The organism is Microcoleus sp. D3_18a_C4, assembly GCF_036702415.1.
Classification (GTDB): domain Bacteria; phylum Cyanobacteriota; class Cyanobacteriia; order Cyanobacteriales; family Microcoleaceae; genus Microcoleus.
Genome location: NZ_JAUBTI010000001.1, coordinates 21,648 through 39,450, shown reverse-complemented (window position 1 = coordinate 39,450; position 17,803 = coordinate 21,648). Strand labels below are relative to the sequence as shown.

The 17,803-nt window shown below is 47.0% G+C and carries 20 protein-coding genes; 13 read left to right on the top strand and 7 right to left on the bottom strand.

What is annotated here, in order from left to right:
- Window positions 1-74: 74 nt before the first annotated feature.
- The 4 genes from QUB16_RS00210 (at window position 75) to QUB16_RS00195 (ending at window position 7,142) form a co-directional block, all read left to right on the top strand.
- Window positions 75-725, top strand: a complete 651-nt coding sequence (locus QUB16_RS00210) for a DUF3386 domain-containing protein (protein WP_333313187.1) — start codon at window positions 75-77, stop codon at window positions 723-725.
- A gap of 663 nt (window positions 726-1,388) precedes the next feature.
- Window positions 1,389-1,625 carry a NifU family protein gene (locus tag QUB16_RS00205; RefSeq protein ID WP_006632519.1) on the top strand — a complete coding sequence of 79 codons (237 nt, stop codon included), beginning with the start codon at window positions 1,389-1,391 and terminating at the stop codon, window positions 1,623-1,625.
- Window positions 1,626-1,945: 320 nt separating this feature from the next.
- Window positions 1,946-4,192 carry a glycoside hydrolase gene (locus QUB16_RS00200; RefSeq protein ID WP_333313185.1) on the top strand — a complete coding sequence of 749 codons (2,247 nt, stop codon included), beginning with the start codon at window positions 1,946-1,948 and terminating at the stop codon, window positions 4,190-4,192.
- 382 nt (window positions 4,193-4,574) lie between these two features.
- A complete protein-coding gene (locus QUB16_RS00195) occupies window positions 4,575-7,142 on the top strand; it encodes a PAS domain S-box protein (protein ID WP_333313184.1) in 2,568 nt (855 codons plus the stop codon).
- 313 nt (window positions 7,143-7,455) lie between these two features.
- Here QUB16_RS00195 and QUB16_RS00190 read toward each other — a convergent pair whose 3' ends face one another.
- Together QUB16_RS00190 and QUB16_RS00185 are read right to left on the bottom strand one after the other, a co-directional pair.
- Window positions 7,456-8,049 carry an RNA-guided endonuclease TnpB family protein gene (locus QUB16_RS00190; protein ID WP_333313418.1) on the bottom strand — a complete coding sequence of 198 codons (594 nt, stop codon included), beginning with the start codon at window positions 8,047-8,049 and terminating at the stop codon, window positions 7,456-7,458.
- Window positions 7,952-8,581 carry a hypothetical protein gene (locus tag QUB16_RS00185; protein WP_333313423.1) on the bottom strand — a complete coding sequence of 210 codons (630 nt, stop codon included), beginning with the start codon at window positions 8,579-8,581 and terminating at the stop codon, window positions 7,952-7,954. The genes QUB16_RS00190 and QUB16_RS00185 overlap by 98 nt, the downstream gene beginning before the upstream one ends.
- A 41-nt stretch (window positions 8,582-8,622) precedes the next feature.
- Between QUB16_RS00185 and QUB16_RS00180 the strand changes: the two genes are divergently transcribed.
- The 4 genes from QUB16_RS00180 to QUB16_RS00165 all read left to right on the top strand — a co-directional run bounded on the left by QUB16_RS00180 (window position 8,623) and on the right by QUB16_RS00165 (window position 10,281).
- Window positions 8,623-8,829: a hypothetical protein gene (locus QUB16_RS00180; RefSeq protein WP_333313182.1), complete on the top strand. Its 207-nt coding sequence runs from the start codon at window positions 8,623-8,625 to the stop codon at window positions 8,827-8,829.
- A gap of 50 nt (window positions 8,830-8,879) precedes the next feature.
- Window positions 8,880-9,272 (top strand): response regulator, encoded by a 393-nt coding sequence (locus QUB16_RS00175; RefSeq protein ID WP_333104178.1) that lies wholly within the window; start codon window positions 8,880-8,882, stop codon window positions 9,270-9,272.
- Window positions 9,273-9,743: 471 nt separating this feature from the next.
- A complete protein-coding gene (locus QUB16_RS00170; RefSeq protein WP_333313180.1) occupies window positions 9,744-9,962 on the top strand; it encodes a hypothetical protein in 219 nt (72 codons plus the stop codon).
- A gap of 106 nt (window positions 9,963-10,068) precedes the next feature.
- Window positions 10,069-10,281: a hypothetical protein gene (locus QUB16_RS00165; protein ID WP_333313178.1), complete on the top strand. Its 213-nt coding sequence runs from the start codon at window positions 10,069-10,071 to the stop codon at window positions 10,279-10,281.
- A gap of 198 nt (window positions 10,282-10,479) precedes the next feature.
- On the opposite strand, the gene QUB16_RS00160 is transcribed toward QUB16_RS00165, so the two are convergent.
- The 3 genes from QUB16_RS00160 to QUB16_RS00150 form a co-directional block, all read right to left on the bottom strand.
- The gene (locus tag QUB16_RS00160) at window positions 10,480-10,623 is read right to left on the bottom strand and encodes a chlorophyll a/b-binding protein (RefSeq protein WP_006632525.1); all 144 of its coding nucleotides are present in this window, start codon (window positions 10,621-10,623) and stop codon (window positions 10,480-10,482) included.
- Window positions 10,624-10,995: 372 nt separating this feature from the next.
- Window positions 10,996-11,250, bottom strand: coding sequence for a hypothetical protein (locus QUB16_RS00155; protein ID WP_015176458.1), 255 nt, complete (start codon window positions 11,248-11,250; stop codon window positions 10,996-10,998).
- A gap of 74 nt (window positions 11,251-11,324) precedes the next feature.
- Window positions 11,325-11,684, bottom strand: a complete 360-nt coding sequence (locus tag QUB16_RS00150; protein WP_333172864.1) for a hypothetical protein — start codon at window positions 11,682-11,684, stop codon at window positions 11,325-11,327.
- A 588-nt stretch (window positions 11,685-12,272) separates the two neighbouring features.
- Here QUB16_RS00150 and QUB16_RS00145 point away from each other — a divergent pair.
- The 3 genes from QUB16_RS00145 to QUB16_RS00135 all read left to right on the top strand — a co-directional run bounded on the left by QUB16_RS00145 (window position 12,273) and on the right by QUB16_RS00135 (window position 14,281).
- Window positions 12,273-12,773 carry an NYN domain-containing protein gene (locus QUB16_RS00145; protein WP_333313176.1) on the top strand — a complete coding sequence of 167 codons (501 nt, stop codon included), beginning with the start codon at window positions 12,273-12,275 and terminating at the stop codon, window positions 12,771-12,773.
- A gap of 179 nt (window positions 12,774-12,952) precedes the next feature.
- Window positions 12,953-13,633, top strand: coding sequence for a ribonuclease III (gene rnc, locus QUB16_RS00140; RefSeq protein WP_333313175.1), 681 nt, complete (start codon window positions 12,953-12,955; stop codon window positions 13,631-13,633).
- Between the two features lie 219 nt (window positions 13,634-13,852).
- The gene (locus QUB16_RS00135) at window positions 13,853-14,281 is read left to right on the top strand and encodes a DUF1824 family protein (protein ID WP_333313174.1); all 429 of its coding nucleotides are present in this window, start codon (window positions 13,853-13,855) and stop codon (window positions 14,279-14,281) included.
- Between the two features lie 126 nt (window positions 14,282-14,407).
- On the opposite strand, the gene glgA is transcribed toward QUB16_RS00135, so the two are convergent.
- The gene (gene glgA / locus QUB16_RS00130) at window positions 14,408-15,835 is read right to left on the bottom strand and encodes a glycogen synthase GlgA (protein WP_333210888.1); all 1,428 of its coding nucleotides are present in this window, start codon (window positions 15,833-15,835) and stop codon (window positions 14,408-14,410) included.
- A gap of 121 nt (window positions 15,836-15,956) precedes the next feature.
- Window positions 15,957-16,100: a hypothetical protein gene (locus QUB16_RS00125; protein WP_333155340.1), complete on the bottom strand. Its 144-nt coding sequence runs from the start codon at window positions 16,098-16,100 to the stop codon at window positions 15,957-15,959.
- Between the two features lie 229 nt (window positions 16,101-16,329).
- Between QUB16_RS00125 and QUB16_RS00120 the strand changes: the two genes are divergently transcribed.
- Entirely contained in the window at window positions 16,330-16,947 is a 618-nt protein-coding gene (locus tag QUB16_RS00120; RefSeq protein WP_015176452.1) for a COP23 domain-containing protein, read from the top strand.
- Window position 16,948: 1 nt separating this feature from the next.
- Window positions 16,949-17,755 carry a serine protease gene (locus QUB16_RS00115; RefSeq protein ID WP_333313173.1) on the top strand — a complete coding sequence of 269 codons (807 nt, stop codon included), beginning with the start codon at window positions 16,949-16,951 and terminating at the stop codon, window positions 17,753-17,755.
- The last annotated feature ends 48 nt before the right edge of the window (window positions 17,756-17,803 follow it).

Below are 17,803 nucleotides of genomic sequence, written 5' to 3'. Positions count from 1 at the left end.
CTCCCCTATCCAGTGAATGTGGGGCTTCTCGCGGTTAAGCTAAACTAGATGGGTGTCAAGAGAAAGAGGGATTTATGACAGAGCAAGCCAACGCTCGCGATTTGTTTCGCGCTGCTTACGAACACCGCTATACCTGGGATGCCAATTTTCCCGGTTACAGTGCCGATATTGAACTTAAACAGGGCGACGAAGTATATACGGGTCATGTTTCCATCAAATCCGACATGAGCGTGGAAGTTAGCGGCATTGAAGATGAGGAAGTGCAGCAAAGCGTCTACACCCAAATGCGCGATATTGTCACCCACCGCAAACGATCGACATTTGAAAAATCTCACGGCAAAAATAGCTTTACCCTGGGCGAGAAGGATAGCACCGACGCTGTGGACATCTTGGTGCAAGGCGACTCAATGGGATCGAATTATAAAATCCGAGGTCTCTCAATTTGTCAAGTCAGCCGGGTGATGGGCCGCATGGCTTTCGTAATTGACACGCACAAAAGCTTAGAGACACCCGAAGGTTCTTTGGCCAGCCACTACGATGCCGTTTTCCGCAACCCCCAAACAGACGAAATCATCAAAGAACTCGAATTTGAAGATACCTTTGACAAGATAGGCGACTATTATGTCATGACCAAGCAAGTAGTTCGATCGAAAGAAAAAGGTCAACTGACAACAACCGAGTTCAACTACTCCAATGTCAAACTGCTAGAACCAGCAGTAGTGTAGCGCGATCGAAAACCCAATTTCTTAAATAAAACGGGTTTTTTTGATTAACGTATCAGAATCAACTTGATTTGGCGGCAAGTAACGCTACGATCGAACGAGAGAGCGAATTGGGATCGAGCATCAGCGTAAGGAACCCCACGCCTAAAGGCGGAGGCTTTTAAGACTGTCCGGCTCTTTGAGCGGGATTGAATCGAGAGCTTACCTTACCAGCCTAAGTCTTTACTGACTACGTTTTTTGAGTCACGACACCGGAGAATGCGAAGCTAGTTTTCCGCTCTGTCGCTAGTGGTTAAACATCTGTACAAGGGTTAAGGACGTGCTGCTAGCCTAACAAGCTCTTAAAACATTGGCGAAGCTAACATTACCCCGCAAGGGAGTTTGAGGCAACCATACCTCACTGGAGAGGCAACCATACCTCTCCAACCCCGAAAGGGGATTTTAATGCGACGGTCGTCGCTGCCGCTGTCCTCCCCATGCCTAAATTCAGGGGCTTCTCGCTCGTTTGTCGGTGACAGAAACCGGGTTTGCAGCAGCCAGCTCATTTGAGTACGCAAGTCTTTTTTCAACAAGCCCGGTTTCTTAAATCTCGCGCGGGTTGAGAATGCTGTCCCTGAGTCAAATCGAACTTTCATCAACTGCAAGAAATCATCACAGAGGCGAAATATGACACTAGCACTAACCAGAGATAACGTCGAAACAGTTCTCGATGAAATGCGCCCCTACCTGATATCCGACGGTGGCAACGTTGAACTCGTAGAAATTGACGGCCCAGTGGTACACCTGAGACTGCAAGGAGCTTGTGGCTCTTGCCCGAGTTCCACAATGACTCTGAGAATGGGGATTGAACGTCGCCTGCGCGAGGCTATCCCAGAAATTGCCGAAGTCGAACAGGTAATGTAATTAGTCCGTTGGCAGTTGGTAGTTGGCAGTTGACAGTTGACAGTTGACGGTTGACTGTTGACTGTTGACTGTTGCCAATTACCAGTTGACGGTTGACAGTTGACAGTTGACTGTTGACTGTTGCCAATTACCAGTTGACGGTTGACAGTTGACGGTTGACAGTTGACAGTTGACGGTTGGCAGTTGGTAGTTGACTGTTACCAATTACCAGTTGACGGTTGACGGTTGACGGTTGCAAATTACCCAATTTAATTGCTAATTACCAATTACCAATTACCAATTACCAATTACCAATTACCAATTACCAATTACTAAATTCAATGTCTCACCCCCTTTATGTAGCCTTCATTTGGCACCAACACCAACCGCTCTATAAATCCAGAGTATCAGCTAGCGCAGGAGCAGCTCATTACCGACTGCCTTGGGTGCGCTTGCACGGAGTCAAAGACTATTTGGATTTAGTGCTCCTCCTGGCAAAATATCCCAACCTGCATCAAACCGTAAACTTGGTTCCCTCCTTGATTTTGCAGATAGAAGACTGCATCGCAGACAGAGCATTAGACCCTTACTTGGCGGTGACATTAAAGCCAGCAGAAACTTTAAATATCGAAGAACAAGAGTTCATTTTAGAACACTTCTTTGACGCCAATTACCACACCCTGATTCAGCCACACCCCCGCTACGCTCAACTCTACACTCAGCGGCAGGAAAAAGGCATTCAGTGGTGTTTGGCAAACTGGAAATTGCAGGATTTTAGCGACTTGCTGGCTTGGCACAATTTAGCTTGGATTGACCCGCTGTTTTGGGACGACCCCGAGATTGCAGGGTGGCTCAAACAAGGACAAAATTTTAGTTTGGTAGACCGAAAAAACATCTACTCAAAACAAAAAGAAATCCTCGCTCGCATCATTCCCCAGCACCGTAAAATGCAAGCTGAGGGACAGTTGGAAGTTTCCACAACCCCCTACACACACCCGATTTTACCGTTGCTTGCCGACACTAATGGCGGCCGCATAGCTATTCCAAACATGACGCTGCCACAACACCGGTTTCAGTGGGAAGAAGATATTCCCCGACACCTGAGAAAATCCTGGGAAATGTATCAAGATCGGTTTGATTGCCAACCGCGCGGTTTGTGGCCGTCGGAACAAGCAGTCAGCCCGGAAATTTTGCCATACATTGCCAAACAAGGCTTTAAATGGATAGTCTCGGACGAAGCAGTATTGGGGTGGACAATTAAACACTTTTTCAACCGCGACGCGACAGGGAATGTCTACGAACCAGAATTCTTATATCGCCCTTACCGTTTAGAAACTCCTGACGGCGATTTAGCCATAGTATTTAGAGACCACAGATTGTCCGACTTGATCGGGTTTACCTACGGCTCGATGGAACCGGAAAAAGCAGCATCAGATTTAGTGGGACACTTAGAAGCGATCGGCAGAACGCTCAAAAACCGACAGTCCGATGGTCAAACAGCTTTAGAAAATCCCTGGTTAGTGACGATCGCCCTAGACGGCGAAAATTGCTGGGAATTCTATCCCCAAGACGGCAAACCGTTCTTAGAATCCCTCTATCAAACTCTCAGCGATAATCCAGATATCAAATTAGTCACAGTCTCGGAATTTCTCGACCAATTCCCAGCAACCGAAACAATTCCCGCAGCCCAACTGCACACCGGTTCCTGGGTGGACGGTTCTCTGACAACTTGGATTGGCGATCCCGCGAAAAATCGCGCTTGGGACTTGTTAGGGCCCGCGAGACAAATGCTGGCAAACCATCCAGAGGCCACAGAAGAAAGCAACCCAGAAGCTTGGGAAGCGCTTTATGCGGCCGAAGGTTCCGACTGGTTCTGGTGGTTTGGCGAAGGCCACACATCGAACCAAGATGCCATGTTCGACCAGCTATTTCGGGAACACGTAGCGGGAATTTACGAAGCTCTCGGCGAGCCCGTACCCCCGGAAGTGCGCCGGCAAGTAGAGGTGCATGAGGTTCAAGGCGACCACCTGCCGCTGAGCTTTATTCACCCGGTGATTGACGGTATCGGCAACGAACAGGATTGGGACAAAGCCGGTCGGATTGAAGTTGGGGGAGCAAGGGGTACGATGCACCGGAGTTCGGCAATTCAGCGGCTTTGGTACGGGGTTGACCACTTGAATTTTTACATTCGTGCCGACTTCAAGGTAGGGGTGCGGCCGGGAATTGATTGCCCGCAGCAGTTAAATTTGTTCTGGTTTTATCCCGATCGCACGATGCACAACAGTCTGATTCCGCTGTCGGGTTTGCCTGACGAAGCACCCCTAAACTATCGATACCACCATCAGTTAGAGATTAATTTGCTGACGAAATCGATTTGGTTTCAGGAAGCAGAAGAGGGCGATCGGTGGCAGCCCCGCATTAGCCGCGCTCAAGTGGGAGTGGATAAATGTTTGGAGGTAGCAGTACCCTGGGCGGATTTGCAAATTATGCCCGACTGGCAGGTGAGGCTGATTGCGGTTTTATCGGATGGGAGTCGTTACTCTAGCTGTATGCCGTTCGATTCTTTGATTCCGATCGGAATGCCGTAAAAAGTCATTAGTCATTAGTCATTAGTCATTAGTCATTAGGCTGTAGGGGCGGGTTTCACCAGCTTTCATAGAACTGCTAACCCAAATAAATCTAAACCCGCCCCCGCCAACAGTCATTCAACAGTCATTAGTCAAAACTCATTTTTTTAACGAACCAACAATTCAATAATTATCCAATTTTATTGAATTGCGGCTTCAACTCTGGCTGCCTAATACCTTTATCATCCCGATCGCATACGGTCGATCTGGCGCGATAGAATATGTTTGTAATGAGGGCTTCAGTCCTCAGAAAAAAGAGGACTAAAGTCATGAATAAAAACTTTATTATAAGAGTTAATTTACCGCTCATCATATCATTAGTCATGGGGAAATTAACACACTAATGAGCCGCATTTTACTCTTGGTCGATCGCCACCAACAACTTAATTTGCCGATCGCCCACCTCAAGACCGAGCATGAGGTGATTGTACTCGATCGCGCTTTAGAACCCAACTCGGAATTTCCCATTCCCCAAATCGCTTTTGACTTGTGCATTCTCGACGAGGCCTCTTTCGATCGTATCGGGCCGCTGGTAGAATCATTAAAAGCTGCAGCCGAGCCGATATTTTTACCGTTTTTGCTTGTTAGTAAATCCCAAACGCCTGCTGTTTTTGAGCCGCCATTTTCGCTGAAGGCAAAACAACTCGAAGGCAGAATAGACGAATTGATAGTAACTTCCGCCGAACCTGCCCAACTGCACTTGCGGGTAGAGAATTTGTTGGCTCGCAGGCGGCAGTCGCTAGAACTCCACAGACTTCAGGAAATAATTAAAGAACAGACTTTTACAGAAAGTTTGTTAAAGGACTCGCTGCAAACGGCAAACGAAAACCTGCAACGGGAAATCGCCAAGCGGGCCGAGGTAGAAGCTGCACCGCGAGAAAACTCGTATCTCGACTTGCTGATGAATGCCATGCCAGATATTGTCTGCTTTAAAGATGGCGAGGGCAGGTGGCAGGAGGCAAATCAAGCGATATTGGAAGTGTTCGAGCTAGAAAAAATAGACTACCGCGGCCTTAAAGATTTTCAGCTAGGAGAACTCAGCATTTTTTACCGCGAGGCCCTACAGGCGTGCGAGGTCAGCGATCGAGAAGCGTGGGCAAAAGGTAAGCTTTCTAGGGGTGAAGAAATGATTCCCCGATCGGACGGTACTGTGAAAATCTACGACGTGATTAAAGTACCCGTATTTCACCCCGACGGCAGACGCAAAAGTATCGTGATTTTGGGCCGCGACATCACGGAATACAAGCAAACTAGAGACGAACTCGTGCGCTTGGCGTCGATTGTCGAGTCTTCCGACGACGGCATCGTCGGCAAAACTCTCACCGGGACAATTCAGAGCTGGAACGCAGGAGCAGAGAAGATTTACGGCTACTGTGCGGCGGAAATCAAGGGGCAGTCGATCGAGATTTTAGCAATACCCGAACGCCCCAAGGAAATGCCTCAAATATTGGAAAATATTAGAGCTGGAGCCACCATCGACCATTACGAAACCGTGCACTTGCGGAAAGATGGCCAACAGATAGATGTCTCCCTGACGATTTCTCCGATTAAAGACGCGACTGGAGCGGTAACGGGCGTTTCGACAATCTCTCGCGACATCAGCGACAGCAAGCGAGTCGAAAAAGCCTTTGAACAACTCCGCCACCAAACAGAAATGATTTTGTTCTCCGCAGGAGAAGGAATTTGCGGGTTGAACAAACAGGGAAAAGTAACTTTTGTCAATCCTGCGGCGGTGAGAATGGCTGGGTGCGAATCGAAGCAATTGATCGATCGACCACTCTATGAAAGTTTACACCGTGCACAGCAAGAATGCTCAAGGGCGATCGAGCAACTGTCGCCTGCAACAGACATCAATTCAGGCTCTGAACTTGTCCCACACTGCGCCGCACCGCAGGCGGGCAAACTGCTGCCGAACCGGGTAAGTTCTCAAATTTTAGCCACCTTGGAAGACGGAGAGGCGCGGCGCGTCACCGATGAGATTTTTTGGCGGCGAGACGGCAGCAGTTTTCCGGTTGAGTACGTTGTCGCTCCGATGCGAGAACAAGGCGAAATTATTGGAGCTGTGGTGACTTTTAAGGATATCACGGAGCAGCTTGCCGTCGAGCGCATGAAAGATGAATTCATCTCTGTTGTCAGCCACGAACTGCGGACGCCCATGACCTCGATTCACGGCGCCCTCGGCCTCCTCAACAGCGGCCTGCTGGACGCTTACCCCCAGAAAGCTAAGCGGATGCTGGAGATTGCTGTCACTAACACTGACCGTTTGGTGCGCTTGGTCAACGACATCCTAGATTTAGAGCGGATGGAGTCGAGTTACAGCACTGCCATCAAACAAACTTGCAATGTGGCTGACCTGATGTTGCAGGCGGCTGACGAGATGCAGGGAATGGCGAAGCCGGCGGGAGTTACTCTGTCGGTGAAGCCTGTGGGGGCGCAATTGCAAGCTGTTCCCGATCGGCTAATTCAAGCCTTGACAAATTTACTCAGTAATGCTATTAAATTTTCTCCCTCCGGCGCTACGGTTTGGCTGAGCGGGGAGTTGACCCACAATCCGGATTTGGCAGAAAAAGCAGCGCCCAAGTCGGTGTCGTCTCCGTCTTTGTTGTCTCCTGAGCCTGCCGCCGCGCCTCCGCATTTGCCAGTTCCGAGCTCGTGGTACATCGTCATTGCTGTGAAAGACCAAGGGCGGGGTATTCCGTCAGACAAACTGGAGATGGTCTTTGAACGCTTTCAACAAGTTGATGCTTCTGATTCTCGCCAGAAGGGAGGTACTGGTTTGGGGCTGGCTATTTGTCGCAGTATCGTGCAGCAGCACGGGGGGCGGATGTGGGTGGAGAGCGTTGTGGGGGAGGGCAGCACTTTTTTCTTAAGTCTGCCACTTCTGAGGGAGGGGCTGGCAAATGAAAGTTAATTTCTACCCAGGCGTACCCAACGTTAGTGATTTTGTGCAGATTGTTCGATCGACTCATCGACAAACAATCTCAGCCTTTTCTGCAGTTTGGGGACTGCGGGCAAAAAGCACAATTTGAGGTCGAAAAGCGGCTTTTTTTGGGTGGGATATTTTACAGCAACCGCGCCAGACGGTTAGGACGTTCTTAGTTAAAACCCTGGCGGTCGATTACAACTTCGGTCTTCCTTGTTCCTTCTTCCTTCAACATCTGCTATACAGTTTTGAAAATTTACTTTGACATACTCCCGGGCCTTCAGGCGAGGGGATTCTAAGCTCAAACAGCAATTGCAGGCATAGCCTGTCTAACATCACCTAACTTAACGGTTGATGCCCCAACCGCACAAATATTTTTAGCTGCATTCTCGTCTCTATCATTCACCTTTTGACAGGACGGACAGCGCCATTCACGAACTGAGAGATCCAACTCTTTCAGTTTGTGTCCACAATGGGAACAAGTCTTACTAGATGGATACCAACGATCAATGAAAACTACTTGTTTTCCTTTCTTCTTGGCAACCCATTCGAGAATTTGGAGAAATTCGCCGAATGCCAGGTCTGAGATTTTACGTCCCCAAAGTCGTTGCATTCCTTTTAGATTCAACGTCTCAAAGCACAGCACGTCGAACTTATCAGTTAGTTCGTGAGCCAATTTCCAGAACCAATCAGAGCGACGATTCACTACATCCTCGTGCTTGCGAACTAGATTGAGTCTTGCTCTTTCCCGGTTCGCTGAGCCTTTCCGTTTTTTGGAATGCTGACGATTTGCTTTCTTAATAGCGTTGAGGGACTGTTTCAGAAATTGCGGTGATTCGATTTTTGTTCCATCTGAGCAGGTGAGAAACGTTTTCAAGCCGAAATCTTGCGCCAGCGATTCTACTCGTCTCGGCTTTGGTTTCAGGTTCTTCAACGCTGTCAACGACCACAACCATAAATAGCTCTCCTAATGTCGTGCGTTTAATGGTTAACGTCTTGACCGTCCCCTCTATCTCTCTGGAATTCCAATACTGATAAACGCGATTCCCAATCTTAATTCGATTGCCGCCTAAGAATTTGTAGCCAGCTTGCTTGAGAGTGAAGGATTTGTATCTGCGAACTTTCTTGAATCCGGGCGGTCTAACTCCTTTCTTGTGATGTTTAAAAAACAGTTGGTAGGCTTTCTCAATGCGTTGGCAGATATCCTGCACCGCTTGAGAGCCGACCGTTTGCCAGAACGCTTTACGCTTTCTGTGTTTGGCAATATGCGATTGAAGTTTTGCACAATTCAAATGCTTTCCCCACATCCGGTAGTACCGTTTGTGAAGTGCAATGCAATGGTTATAAATCACCCCGGCAGCATTGATACTTCGCTTGAGGTGTTTATTCCGCTTGCTTTGATATAGCTTGAACTTCAATGTTTTCATGCTAACTATGATAACCTAATAGGTAGCGAGTGGGTAGCCAAATGGTCAGAGAAAGATTAAGTATTCGCATTGCCGTGAGTCGGCTAGAGAAGTTGCGGAGAATTGCCAAACAGAAAGAAAAAAGAATGACCCAACTTGTAGAGGACTGGATTGATAAGCTTAAAGAGGAAAAGCCGTCAAGCGAAGGACTGGGCTTTAGACCCAGTTTTTCGGTAAAGTCCGATCGGGTAAGATTATTTGCTTTATAAAATATTCACATTTCGCCTCTAATCTGTAATTAGTTCTCCTTGCTAAAAAAATGTTAATTTTGACTGCCAAGCGCATCTTGGTTATTGACGATGCGGAAGATATTCGGGAAGTAGCTCAAGTCAGTCTTGAACTGGTGGGGGGCTGGGAAGTCCTGACAGCGAGTTCGGGCCGCGAGGGTGTTGCTAAGGCTCTTGCTGAACAGCCTGATGCGATTCTATTGGACGTGATGATGCCCGACCAAGACGGGCCTACTACTTTTATACAGTTACAAGCTAATAAGGCTACGCAGCACATTCCGGTAATTTTATTGACAGCTAAGGCTCTGGCTGGCGACAGGCGGATGTTCGCGGATTTGGGGGTGGTGAGCGTGATTGCTAAGCCTTTTGAACCGATGTTTTTGGCGGCTCAGGTCGCTGAGGCTTTGGGCTGGGAGCAAGAATAGATCGATCGCCCGCCTTGAATTGTGCAGCTTTTTAAGCAGTAGTTTTGCAGGCAAAGAGAGTTAAAAAAACTTGGTTTCTTTGGTCTGGTTCCTTAGATAAAATCCGGTCGATCGGACAGGATATATGTAGGAGCTTAGGCGCCGTGCCTTTCGTCCTGTCAGCTTAAGACTAAAAACCGCAGTCCGGCAGGCGTTTAGGCGTTTCAACCCTGCCGATCTTTGAGGTGAAATTGACACAAATAGATGATGCCTAATTCCCTATTGGTAGTGGGTCCATTTAACCGGATTCGACCTCAGCCATGAACTGAATATTCCTGTGGATTTCTCGGACAAATATAAGCTGGCAGGAGTATTTTACTTTTTGTGACAACTCACTCGTCTTCATAAGTTCTTCAGGTTTTAGTTTTATGTTTAAGCAGAACGTCAGGGATCGCTCCTGACTGTTGACAGACACATTGGGAGATGACGATTATGCCCTCAGCTTACATTTTGCTACTAATAGTTTCTCTGGCAGCAGTCTGGGTTTACTGGCAAACCTCTCAAGATATTTTTGTTCTTGTGGCTTGGGCCGGGCTGGGTTGTTTTATTTGGGGTTTCTCTTGGGCTCCTTGGAGCGTTCAGCTTTTGATTGTGATGTTACTCTTGGGCCTCCAAAAGTGCTACTTGCGCGACGCTCAAAGCTGTGAGTGAAAGAGATTTTTTATTTTGGTGCCTGGAATTGAGATGTGCAGGCAGTCGTGAATCTCTCTAATGATTGGGTTATCGCTCCATATCTTCAAAAAAGGTTTAAAATATCATGAATAGTTGCCCTTGTTGCTCCTCTCAATTGCTCCGCCACGCTCGCCACAATCGCCTTTATTGGTTCTGCTCGCACTGCTGGCAGGAAATGCCCGATCTGTCGGAGATGATTTTACGTAACAGCGTGCGGAATCACAAACGCGACGGTTTGGTGAAGGTTGCTACTTTGACTCCTAAATTGAGGATTTTTGATTCTGTAGAAATTGCTTAGTTTGCTGGAGTTAGTCTCGCGATAAATATTGAGACTGAAAAAGATTTTTGTTTGTGCCCTCTGTGGGATTTTTTGATAAAAAATGCACTCATCCCCTTCCGCGTGAAGTGAAGGGGACTTCTTAGCGGGGGGATGAGTGCACTTGTGATGGGGTCGATCGCCCGACTGAATTTCAGCTATTGTATGCAGTTAAGCTGATTACATCAAACCGATTTGAGAGAGAATGCCTTGACCGGTGAGGAATTCGGTAGCTAGGCCGATAACGAAGCCCAACATTGCCAAACGGCCGTTCCAGGTTTCAGCGAACTCAGTGAAGCCCAACTTTGCGTCTTTGTTTTCCATGACCAGAAACCTCGTTTAATTTCAACCTTATGTAACTAAACTTAACACAGCAGTACCAAGTTTGCAACATATTTTTACATTTACTGTTTAAATGCCGCAGATCAGCGGGAGAGGCTTGCTGGGAGAGGGGCGATCGCATCGGAGGCGAGAAACCCGGTTTCTTCTTGTATTTTTTGTGACTCGTCGCAAAATTTCGTAGAAACCGGGTTTCTGAGGTCAGGGCGCGTGGGTCGAAGGATGTCAGAAAAATAATTTTTAGTTAATATAAAATAGCAAAAATCTAGTGACACTCCGCCTGGGGTGCCCCGGAAGAGCAAACCCTAATTGTTTCGCACACAGCATAATTCCGGGGCACCATGCAATCTGAATCTATTAGATGCGAAGGTATTTCACAAAAATACTCATCACCTCACCACTTTTAGCAGTTGGTAGCAGGGGACTCCAGACACCAACCTCAGCGTACCCGCGCGCGTGGAGTAGGTAAATTGTACTCCTGACAGCTTGGGGAGAACCTATCAGCAGATGTTTGAGGGGTTCTTTCTCAGGATTTGCTGCGTCGGGAGTTAGCAGGGACGCGGGAAGTTGAATGGCGTCGCTGCTGGAATTCGATAAAAAACTTTGTGTCACAGTGATTAAAGGCTTTTGCTAGTTGAGTGCTACATCCAAAAAATACAACACCCAGCCCGCTTGACACCACCCATTCAGTGTAAATATTCCCCTATTTTCTTAGATTTGTTTTTGATTCGTTCTAGTACCTCCTCCAAAAAATCTTCATTTTTGCCAGCAACCTCTATCATCTCTCGCAGCGTGTCAGCGTATGACAAGGTACGCTTGTGGTGGTCTGGCATTTTTTCAAAACTCGGCCCCCACCGCTTGACGGCATCAATATTAACGCCTAAAACCTTTACCAGAAGCAGGTTGCAACGCGCTTTGTAGCCTCTGGCTTTTTCTTCTTCTTGTGTGGCGTGGAACCACCGACGGCAAAAATCCCAAGCTTCCATTGACTCACTCAGCCAGCTAAACCATTTGTCGCGTCGCGACGTTCTGCAAGTTCGCAACATAGGGTAAAAATTACACTGTTTTAGGATTATGGTATCATCCCATTTGGTGTAAAATTTCCCCTAATAGACTATAGCTGACAATTGAGACTTACCCACAAGTAGCCAGAAACCGGGTTTTTTTGCGAAAATACTTCGCTGCATCCCGCAGATTCGATAAAAATCCCGGTTTCTTTTGTCGGATCGCATAAGTCCCGTTCATAAAATCAAGCTCAAAAAATAAATCAGATTACCCATTGACATTTTAGAATTAATGTGAAAGCATCCAAGTAGTATAGCTGAGATAAACACCCTCATTCAAAAGCAAGGAGTGTTGGTTAAGTCGTCTCAGCGAGGATGATGGGTTTATTTCGGCTGGCACAACATTTGTTTAAATGTGTATATCAACGGGTTTTTAGAACCCCTAGCCGAAGTTTACACATCGTATCGCTGAGACGCTAACCAAACAACTACAAACTAAATTCATAGTTTGTTACTAGAGCCATTTGTTAAATGGGCGAGCTCATTTTTGAGCGAACCCAAAAACAATACTTCGTGCTAGATGGGTAATTTATTGATGCTGTCTGCTAACCCTTTTTTAGGAACGATCCAATGACAGACAATCATCGAACCACAGGCCAACAAAAAAGCCAGTCTCAGCCTTTAGTTTCCATTTATTGGGATTATCAGAACATCCCTGATTACAAACGAGCCAAAGATTTATTACTCTTTGCTAGTGGACTGGGATGTGTCGTCAACCGCAAAGTTTACAACAATTGGGAAAAACAAAATAAGGAAGCAAAAGAAACTTTACGCTGTCTAGATTTTGAATTTGTTCATGAACCGGTAAAAATCACAGGTGCTGTAGACTTTAATTTGTTTGGCGAGTGCTATAGCGAGGCGTCAAGTAGCCTATACCCACACACATTTATTATTGTGTCTGGAGACGGCTACGGTGAAATTTTGATTCGCAAGCTGCATGAAAAGGGGAAGAAGGTAATAATTGTTGCCCGCAAAGGTAATGATAGTCACAATCTCAAAAAGCTTGCGGATGGATTTTACTTTGTCGATGAATTGCCGAAGTCGATCGAGACTTACAAACTGACTGCCTAAACTTCCTAGACATTCACCAGGTCGCAGATAGCAAAAATCCAGTTTATTTGATAAACTAGATTCTCCAAACCAACCGTTATCTGCGGCTCTTTCATGTCCACATAATAACACCCAACTCAAAAAAAAATAACCCTTACAAAACTCCTATGCCATTAACTAACCCAACAAAAGAAATACAAATGACCCTTCCCGAATTCAACAATGAAAAACTGCTGCGCCAAGCCCTCACTCACCGTTCCTACGTCAACGAAAACCCCACATTCCGCGAAGAAGACAACGAACGCTTAGAATTTCTCGGTGATGCTTTGCTGACTTTTCTCAGCGGCGAATACCTCTATCAGCGTCATCCAGAAATGGGAGAAGACCAACTGACTCGCCGACGTTCTGCATTAGTAGATGAAAAACAATTAGCCAGATTTGCTACTGAAATAGGTTTAGACTTAAAAATGCGGCTCGGAAAAGGAGCTTATCGAGAAGGTGGGATTACTAATCCAAATTTGCTCAGCAGCACTTTTGAAGCATTTATTGGCGCTTACTATCTCGACACGCAAGACATGGACAAAGTTCGCAACTTTGTGCAACAAATGTTTGATTCTGTTCCCGAAAATGTTGTGGAAACTCGATCGACTGTAGACTCGAAAAATCGCTTTCAAGAATGGGTACAATCCAATGGTGACACGACTCCCCCCAAATACGTGACAGTCCAAGCAGGAGGCACACCCCACAAGCCGGAATTTCTCGCTAAAGTTTATGTTGCAGAGAAACTCTATGGAGAAGGTAAAGGCAAAAGCAAAAAGGATGCTGAGAAAAATGCGGCTGAAGATGCGCTAGCAAAACTGAAAAAAGGCGGACTGATCTAAACTTGAAAACATCGCTAAAAACTACTAGCTTTTTTGTGCGATACGGGCGTTGGCGAAGCCCTCGAAGACGATCGCCCGAATGGATTGCCAGAGCACACAATGGGCTATAATCAGGACTTGTGCAAGTGTTACCGCCGTCGATCGAGGGTTGCAAGGGCAGAAATTCGTTGACGAGTACCCCAGTGTCGATCGTAATTTTGGGAAATATCAGAGCAATTCATGTCTACTCAAAACCAGACTACCCTAACTGTTGAAGAAGCACAGCAAATCCTCAAAGATTTTACTTGTCTGGATATGCAATCTGTAGCATCGCCGCTGGAAAAACAGGCACTCCGTCAAGCGATTTTGCTGGTAGCAAGTTTGTCGGATTATCAAATGTTGGGAGTGTGCGCTTCTTCGACGGATGAGGGGTTTTTAGCTTTAGAAGCTTATTTAAAAGCTTTGGGATATCAAGCTGTTTTAGATCCCAATGCTGTCTCGACCTTTGCTGGTTCGGTTTATATTAAGTTCAATACTTTGAAGGGGTCGTATTATGTTGATGGCTATCCCGGAACTTACCGGGGCGTTTTGGTGTCGTGTCAATCTTCCTCAGAAGGTGGAGTTAGTGGCACTTACGGTCATTTACCTCTCGATTTATTTGTTGATTAATTGGGAATTGGGTATTGGGCATTGGGAATTGGGAATTGGGCATTGGAACCAAAAACTAACAAATAACAACTGTCAACAGTCAACTGTCACCAGTCAACTGTCAACAGTCAACTTACCCATTACCAATTAACCCTTACCAACGATCAATTCTGGCTCTTGTTCCGGTGCGATTCCTTCGGGTGGCAGTCCCAAAATATCGCTGTACAAGTTGACGTATTTCCGGGCCGAAATATCCCAGCTAAAATCTTCTCTCATGCCGCGCTGTTGCAGTTCTCTCCACTTATCTTTGTAGCGGAAACCTTCCCAAGTTCTGATCATGCAGGTGAACAAGTCGAGGGGTTCGTAGCGATCGAAACAGTAACCGGTACCGGTATTGTCGATCGGGTTGTTGTGGGAAACGGTATCGACTAAACCGCCGGTGCGGCGAACCATTGGCACGCACCCGTAGCGGAGGGCGAGCATTTGGCTGATGCCGCAGGGCTCGAAACGGCTGGGCATCAGGAAGCTGTCGCAGCCTGCGTAAACGCGCCGAGAGAGGGCCTCGTTGTAGAGTAATTGGGTGGACATCCTACCGGGATAGCGGGCTGTCATTTGCCAGAGTTGGGTTTCGTAGTAGCGATCGCCCGTTCCGAGTACAATAAATTGAGCGTCGGTATAGGCCATGAACAGATCGAGCATTTGAATTATCAAATCCAATCCCTTCTGTTCTACCAGCCTTGTCACCATGCCGATCAAAAAGGCATTTTTATTTACTTCCAAACCGACTTCTTCTTGCAGCGCAATTTTATTAGCGGGGCGCTTTTCAATAGTATCAACACTAAATTGTTGATGGAGGTACTTGTCAGTTGCTGGGTTGTAAGATTCTGTATCAATTCCATTCAAAATGCCCGATACTTTACCGCCGAGATAAGACAGCAAACCTTCCAAAGTTTCCCCATAAGCTGGGGTTTTGATTTGCTCGGCGTAAGTCGGTGAAACTGTATTTACTCGATCGGCAAACTGTACGGCGGCAGCCATTGTATTGTGACCTTGCATATACCAAGGACACCAAGTCATCTGCTCCAAACGCCAGCGCCACGGCCCTTGATAAGCTAAATTGTGAATAGTAAAAACCGTGCTGATATCGGGATCTTGGCTCATCCAAACAGGTATCATCCCCGTATGCCAGTCGTGACAGTGGATAATTTGGGGCTTCCAATGATTCCAGGCAAATTCAGCCGCAGCATTGGCAAAGAAAGTGAACCTCCAATCTTCATCTACACCGCCGTAAACGCGGCGCGGTAAGAAAGATGGATGTTGTAATAAGTATAAAGGTACATCGGTTCCCGGCAAAACAGTTTCAAACACCGAGAAGCTTTGGAACATGGCAGATCCATCCCAAACAGGTTTTTTGGGAACGTCCATTTTGTCGGGGACGAAACCGTAGTAGGGCATGAAGATGCGGACATCGTGGCCCATGCGCCGCAGAAATTTCGGCAAAGCGCCGACGACATCGCCCATACCGCCCACTTTGGCGAGGGGTGATGCTTCGGCGGATACAAATAAAATACGCATTATTTTTTTGTGTTCCTTGAGATTGTTACTCTAGATTAAGTTTAAATGGCGAGTGGCACAATATTAACGCGCCTTCCAAAAACAAGTATAAATCTGAGTTGCTGTAGCGATCGCACTTTACTCAAGAATGCGATCGCCCTTTTTCCATCCGCGTCGCTGTGCGGTGAAAAAAATAGCGATCGCCCCACCTTTTACTAGCCAAAAACTTATTTCTGATTGAGGCGTTGACAGGCTGTTGAAAAGGATTTACAATAATGATTAACAATAGAGAAAAAAACTCAAGTGTATCTATTAGTGTATCTATTGTAGCTGTACGGTTGTGAATATCGACAGCATTTGACCTTAAAAACTACTGAATATCAAGTCACTGCGCCTAGTCTGTGACGAATGTGAGTTTCGCGGGGCTGGGGGAAGTGGCAAAGAACTTTGTATCTTTTTGCCACTTCCCCCAGCCTGTTGTTTTAGGAAACAAATTGTAATGTGAGGTAAAGTTGATGAAAAGTGAGATTAAACGACAATTTCTAACTGTCTTAGCGGGGGCGATCGCGATCGGCAGCCTAGCTTTGAGCGCTAAACCCAGCCAAAGCCAATCAGCGTCAGGCTTTATGTGTGACACATCCTCCGGTTCACCATCGACGGTTTACCAAAACCGCCAAGGGGTACGGGAGGTTTGGATTAACTGGGTTTCCGACTACTTCCGCGACTCTGGCTACGATCCCATGACGCGCTGCCGCGAAGTTAGCGGGCGCTTGGAAACCTTCCGCCAGAACAAACAGCTAAAGTTTGTGACAGTTGGCTACATGAACGGACAGCGAGTGATTTGCACCGCTAGTCAAGTCAACTCACGCTGCGACGGCTTAATTTATACACTCAAACCAGGTCAAGACGCGGTTCGCACATTGTATCAATTCATGGGGTTGCGCGAGGGGCAAGCGGGTGCGCCTGCGCTGTCTGAAAGCGATGCGATGCCTTACATTGACGCGCGCCCGCGGTTAGGGGACGAAGGCGGCAACTCTGTAGCGCCTCCTGCGCCGGCTAACAATCAGCCAGCACCGGCTAACAATCAGCCGGCACCTCAACAGCCCACTGGTGGTGGAATGCGGGAGCTTTAAGGTGAGCAATTTGCTACGCATCGTGGCAATTTGTGCGATCGCGGCGAGTCTTTTTCCAATAAGAATCGCCGCTCAACCGGTGATGGCGAATTATGGGGTTGCTGACAGTCAAAGTGCCAATATTGAGCGGTTGGCGAGGTTGATGACTGTGCGAATTTTAACACCGAATTCTTCTGGTTCCGGGGCGATCGTCCGGCGACAGGGGCAAGTTTATACGGTGCTGACGAGTTGGCACGTTGTGGCTTTCAGCCAGCAGCATACCATTATTGCGCCCGACGGCCAGAGGTATCGGCTTTTGAGAGCGCCGTTGCAGTTGGGAAATGCGGATCTGGCGATCGTCCAATTTCGCAGTTCCATTCAGTATCAAGTAACCAGAATTAGCACTGATTTATTAACAGTAGGAGCACCTGTATTTGCCGCAGGATTTCCCATGTATCGGGGAGGTAGTTCAACTACTACATTCGACCAAGGAATTCGAGCTTTTCGGTTTACTCAAGGCGTTGTATCAGTGCTGCCGCCAAAATCCCTCGCTCAAGGCTATCGTTTGGGTTACACAAATGATATTGCTGTCGGGATGAGCGGCGGGCCAATTTTTAACAGTCAGGGGTTATTAATTGGCATTAATGGGCGGGTAAAAAATCGCGAGCCAGATTTTGGAGTGTATGCGTTTGAAGATGGAACAGAACCGTCAGGGACAATGTTAGAGCAAATGGTTAATTCTAGTTGGGGAATTCCAATTAGTACCTATTTGCGATTTATTTCGTCTTACAGTCGATCGGCAAATTACCCATTATCCGCCAGGGATTAAAATCCACGGGGCTTTTAGCTAAAGTCCTCTAAAGAGGACTGAATTTTT

Bases quoted from the DNA above. Each gene is read 5' to 3' on its own strand.
- QUB16_RS00205 (WP_006632519.1), top strand. From the start codon at position 1,389: ATGACACTAGCACTAACCAGAGATAACGTCGAAACAGTTCTCGATGAA.
- QUB16_RS00145 (WP_333313176.1), top strand. From the start codon at position 12,273: ATGACAGACAATCATCGAACCACAGGCCAACAAAAAAGCCAGTCTCAG.
- QUB16_RS00210 (WP_333313187.1), top strand. From the start codon at position 75: ATGACAGAGCAAGCCAACGCTCGCGATTTGTTTCGCGCTGCTTACGAA.
- QUB16_RS00180 (WP_333313182.1), top strand. From the start codon at position 8,623: ATGGTCAGAGAAAGATTAAGTATTCGCATTGCCGTGAGTCGGCTAGAG.
- QUB16_RS00185 (WP_333313423.1), bottom strand. From the start codon at position 8,581: ATGAAAACATTGAAGTTCAAGCTATATCAAAGCAAGCGGAATAAACAC.
- QUB16_RS00135 (WP_333313174.1), top strand. From the start codon at position 13,853: ATGTCTACTCAAAACCAGACTACCCTAACTGTTGAAGAAGCACAGCAA.
- QUB16_RS00175 (WP_333104178.1), top strand. From the start codon at position 8,880: ATGTTAATTTTGACTGCCAAGCGCATCTTGGTTATTGACGATGCGGAA.
- QUB16_RS00170 (WP_333313180.1), top strand. From the start codon at position 9,744: ATGCCCTCAGCTTACATTTTGCTACTAATAGTTTCTCTGGCAGCAGTC.
- QUB16_RS00200 (WP_333313185.1), top strand. From the start codon at position 1,946: ATGTCTCACCCCCTTTATGTAGCCTTCATTTGGCACCAACACCAACCG.
- glgA (WP_333210888.1), bottom strand. From the start codon at position 15,835: ATGCGTATTTTATTTGTATCCGCCGAAGCATCACCCCTCGCCAAAGTG.
- rnc (WP_333313175.1), top strand. From the start codon at position 12,953: ATGACCCTTCCCGAATTCAACAATGAAAAACTGCTGCGCCAAGCCCTC.
- QUB16_RS00120 (WP_015176452.1), top strand. From the start codon at position 16,330: ATGAAAAGTGAGATTAAACGACAATTTCTAACTGTCTTAGCGGGGGCG.
- QUB16_RS00195 (WP_333313184.1), top strand. From the start codon at position 4,575: ATGAGCCGCATTTTACTCTTGGTCGATCGCCACCAACAACTTAATTTG.
- QUB16_RS00160 (WP_006632525.1), bottom strand. From the start codon at position 10,623: ATGGAAAACAAAGACGCAAAGTTGGGCTTCACTGAGTTCGCTGAAACC.
- QUB16_RS00165 (WP_333313178.1), top strand. From the start codon at position 10,069: ATGAATAGTTGCCCTTGTTGCTCCTCTCAATTGCTCCGCCACGCTCGC.
- QUB16_RS00150 (WP_333172864.1), bottom strand. From the start codon at position 11,684: ATGTTGCGAACTTGCAGAACGTCGCGACGCGACAAATGGTTTAGCTGG.